The organism is Streptomyces sp. adm13(2018) (assembly GCF_008042145.1).
In the GTDB taxonomy this organism is placed as follows: domain Bacteria; phylum Actinomycetota; class Actinomycetes; order Streptomycetales; family Streptomycetaceae; genus Streptomyces.
Window position 1 is genome coordinate 1 of record NZ_RDBH01000072.1, and the last position, 3,969, is coordinate 3,969.

The 3,969-nt window shown below is 73.7% G+C and carries 1 protein-coding gene and 2 pseudogenes; 2 read left to right on the forward strand and 1 reads right to left on the reverse strand.

The genetic code is table 11. The annotated features are described in order from the left end of the window. Together EAO70_RS06450 and EAO70_RS06455 are read left to right on the forward strand one after the other, a co-directional pair. A pseudogene (locus EAO70_RS06450) lies at window positions 1–509 on the forward strand (FAD-binding oxidoreductase); the annotation flags it as partial. A 227-nt stretch (window positions 510–736) separates the two neighbouring features. After that, a pseudogene (locus tag EAO70_RS06455) lies at window positions 737–2,132 on the forward strand (Gfo/Idh/MocA family protein). A 67-nt stretch (window positions 2,133–2,199) separates the two neighbouring features. Here EAO70_RS06455 and EAO70_RS06460 read toward each other — a convergent pair. Continuing rightward, complete coding sequence (locus EAO70_RS06460) at window positions 2,200–3,819, reverse strand: peptide-N4-asparagine amidase (protein WP_148002054.1); 1,620 nt, start codon at window positions 3,817–3,819, stop codon at window positions 2,200–2,202. Between the last annotated feature and the right edge of the window lie 150 nt (window positions 3,820–3,969).

The window sequence follows — 3,969 nt, forward strand, 5'->3', positions numbered from 1 at the left end:
GGGGGTGGACGGCGGGCGGGACGCTGCCGCTCGTCGTGGACGCCTCCTCCTGCACCCTGGGCATCGCCCACGAGGTCGTGCCGTACCTCACGGAGGAGAACCTGGCGCTGCACGCCGGGATGACGGTGGTGGACTCGCTGGTGTGGGCGGCGGACGAGCTGCTCCCCCGGCTGGAGGTGCGCCGCCGGGTGGGCTCCGCCGTGGTCCATCCGACCTGCTCGATGCGGCACCTGGGCGACGAGGACCGGCTGACGGAGCTGGCGCGGGCCTGCGCGGACGAGGTCGTCGTCCCCGCCGACGCGGGCTGCTGCGCCTTCGCGGGCGACCGGGGGATGCTGCACCCGGAGCTGACGGCCTCGGCGACGGCCCGGGAGGCCGCCGAGGTGACCGCCCGGCCCTTCGACGCGCACCTTTCGGCCAACCGGATGTGCGAGATCGGGATGGACCGGGCGACGGGCCGCAGCTACGGCTCGGTGCTCCTCGCCCTGGAACACGCGACACGCCCCTGACGGCCCCGGCCGCGCGTTTCTGACGGCCCCTCGCCCGCGTGGCGAGGGGCCCTTCGTACGTTCGGGTGAGGGTGGGCGCCCGGTACGGCTCGGTGCGAGATCCGGAACAGTACAGTCCAACCACCCGTCGCAGGAGTCCTCTCGGCGCCCTTCCGCACCGCCGGTCACCGCGGCCGGGGCCCGGGCGGGATTCGTGAGTCAGCCGTGCCACAGCTCCGGGAGGTTCCGTGAACGAGCAGTCACCGCACGAGCCGAGCCGCCGCAGGGTCCTCCGGGCCACCGCCGGCGCGGCCGGAACGGGACTCGCCCTCGGCGCCCTCGGCGCCCCACCCGCGGGAGCCGCCACGCCGGCCCGCCGCCGTCGGGCGGCGGCGCCTCGGGGCCACCATGGCGGGCGTCCCCTTCGAACGCCGCTCCACCGTCCGGGTCGGCATCGTCGGCTACGGCAACCGGGGCGCCGGCATGATCGGGCACTTCCTCTCGCTCCCCGGAGTCCGGGTGAACGCCGTCTGCGACCCCGTGCGCGACAAGGCCGAGCGGGCCGCCGCGGCSGTSACSGCCGCGGGGCAGCCCGCCCCCGCCGTCTACGCGAACGGCGAGAACGACTACGAGAACCTCTGCGCCCGCACGGACCTCGACCTCGTCTACGTGGCCACCCCCTGGGAGACCCACTTCCCGATCGCCCGGGCGGCGATGCTGGGCGGCAAGCACGTCGGCGTGGAGTGCCCCGTCGCCATGCGGCTCGACGAACTCTGGGAACTCGTCGACCTGTCGGAGCGGACCCGCCGCCACTGCATGCAGCTGGAGAACTGCTGCTACGGCCGGAACGAGATGCGGGTGCTGCGGATGGCGCACGCCGGCAGGTTCGGCCGGCTGCTGCACGGGGCGGGGGCGTACAACCACGACCTGCGCGCGCTGATGTTCTCCCCGACGTACTACGAGGGCCCCTGGCGCCGGCGGTGGCACACGCAGCTCAAGGGCGACCTCTACCCCAACCACGGCTTCGGCCCCGTCGCCATGTACATGGACGTCAACCGGGGCGACCGGGCGGTGAGCATCAGCAGCTTCGGCACCCCCGCGCTGGGGCTCGCCGAGTACCGCCGGGAGCACGTGCCGGCCGACGACCCCAGCTGGAAGGAGACGTACGTCGGGAGCGACCGGACGGTCAGCCTGGTCCAGACGGCCCTGGGCCGGGTCATCCGTCTGGAGCACGACGTCTCCACCCCGCACCCGTACAGCAGGGTCAACAGCCTGGGCGGCACCCGGGGCGTCTTCGAGGACTACCCGGCCCGGATCTACCTGGAGCCGGACCACACGGACGACCAGTGGGCCGACTTCTCGGCGTACGCGGCCGAGTTCGACCACTGGCTCTGGAAGGAGCACGCCGACCCGCCGGGCGCCCACGGCGGCATGGACTACCTCATGGTCTACCGCCTGATGCAGTGCATGCGGCTCGGCCTGGTGCCCGACTTCGACGTCTACGACGCCGCCACCTGGACGGCTCCCGTACCGCTCAGCCACGCTTCGATCAACGCGCAGGGCGCGCCGCAGGAGATCCCCGACTTCACGCGCGGCGAGTGGCAGCGGGCCCGCTCGGGCGTGGACTCGGTGAAGCCGGTCTGACGGGCGGGGTCCCGGCGCGCGCCGGACTCGGTGGTGCCCGGCCTCCGGGGCCGGGCACCGGCAGGGGTCAGCAGCGCCGCAGGTCCCGGGTGACCGTGCCCTGAACGGTCGTCAGGCTCCGGTCGTAGCAGCCCCCGGAGCCGTACAGGCGGTAGCGCTCGTGCGTCGTGCCGACCGCGTGCCGCTCTTCGCGCGGGACCCCGGTGGTGTACGTGGCGTCCCCGGTGTACGTGTCGTCGAGCCGCGACCAGGACAGGCGCCGGCCGTCGCGGAGGACGGTGGTGTCGGCGCGGTCCCCGAGGGTGAGGACGGTCCGCAGCCGGTCGCCCGCGCCGATCGTGGTCTCGCCGTCCATGGTGTACGTCCGCTCGGTGCGGGTGGCGGTCCGGCCGCGGGTCACGGTCTCGCGGTCGGTCCAGCGCGCGGTGAGGGCGTCCGGGTTCTCGCCCTCGCCCCAGCGGTGCGCGGAACGGTGGGCGACGGTCCGGTCGACGGTGGTGTCGACCCGTCCGTGCGAGGTGTGGAGGTGGCCGGCGACGGTGAGCCGGTGCCCGGCGTCGGTGTCGAGCCGGTGGAGGGCGTCCCCGGTGGCGGGCGTGTGGACGGAGGAGTTGCGCGGCACGGTCTCCTGGTGGCGGTCGAGACCGCCGGTGACCACCCGGCTGCCCTCGTCCTGCCAGAGGAGCACGTTGGCGGGGGTGGACCAGCCCGACTGTCCGGCCGGGACGCCGGCGACGGCGACCTCCACGCGGTGCGCGCGGCCGTCGTTGAGGACGGCGGCGAAGGGGGTCAGGTCGTAGACGATCGGCTGGACGTCGAAGGCGCGCGGCCCGGGAACGACGTACCAGAGGAAGGGGTTGGACCAGCCTCCGGTCCAGACCGTGGGGAAGGGGGCGGCGATCCCGGCGAGGCGTCCGTCGACGGAGACCCGGACCTCCCGGTGCGGTCCGTCGGTGGCGTGGCAGGAGTAGGGGGCGGTGTCGGGGACGGAGAGGTACCAGTACTCCTCGCAGCCGCCGCCGGAGCCGGTGGCGTACACCTCGGCGAGGACGCGTTCGGTGTTGCGCGGGGTGGTGAGGGTGGCGCCGACGAGGGGGATCACCCGGTCGGGCGTACCGGCGGCGGGTTTCACCCGGCCTTGCGCGGTGTGGAAGGTGAGGGTGACGCGGACGTCGAGGACGCCCGTGTAGGTCTCGTTCACGACATTGCCGATGAGCATCTCGACCGCGCCGGGACGGCTGAGGGTGTCGCGGTACCGGGTGACGTCCTTCTCCACGGACCAGGCGATGCCCTCGGGCGAGGGCTGGGGCGTGGAGGTGCGGAGGATCTCCACGCCGCCCACGCTGAGGTGGCCGAGGCGGTCGTACTGGCGGCCCTTCACGCTTCCCTCCAGCCGCAGGACGACCTTGTTCCAGCGCGTGCCGCACTCCTTGGGCGGGGTGTAACTCCCCTGGTAGGGCGTGAAGTCGCGGAACTCGGCGGCGGCGAGGMGCACCTCGCAGCTGCGGGTGCCGGGAGTCTCCACGSGCGGGGCGGCGGTGACCGGGTCGTGCCAGTCACCGGTGAACTCGGCCGGGGGCGTCGGGCGGTTCGGACCGTCGGCGGCGGCCTGCGCGGGGGCGCCGAGGAGCGCGCCCGCGGCGAGGACCAGACCGCTGAGCAGGCTCATGATCTTGAGTGATCTCATGGGGCCGGAGTGAAGCGCGCTCGTCCCCGTGCGGTCCAGAGGACGATGAGCGGACATGGCGCGATCTGTTCGCCCGTGTGGAAAATCGATTGCCGCTCTCCGGCGAAGACGCGAACCTTGCACGGTTTTCCCCCGCCGTCGCACCCCCTC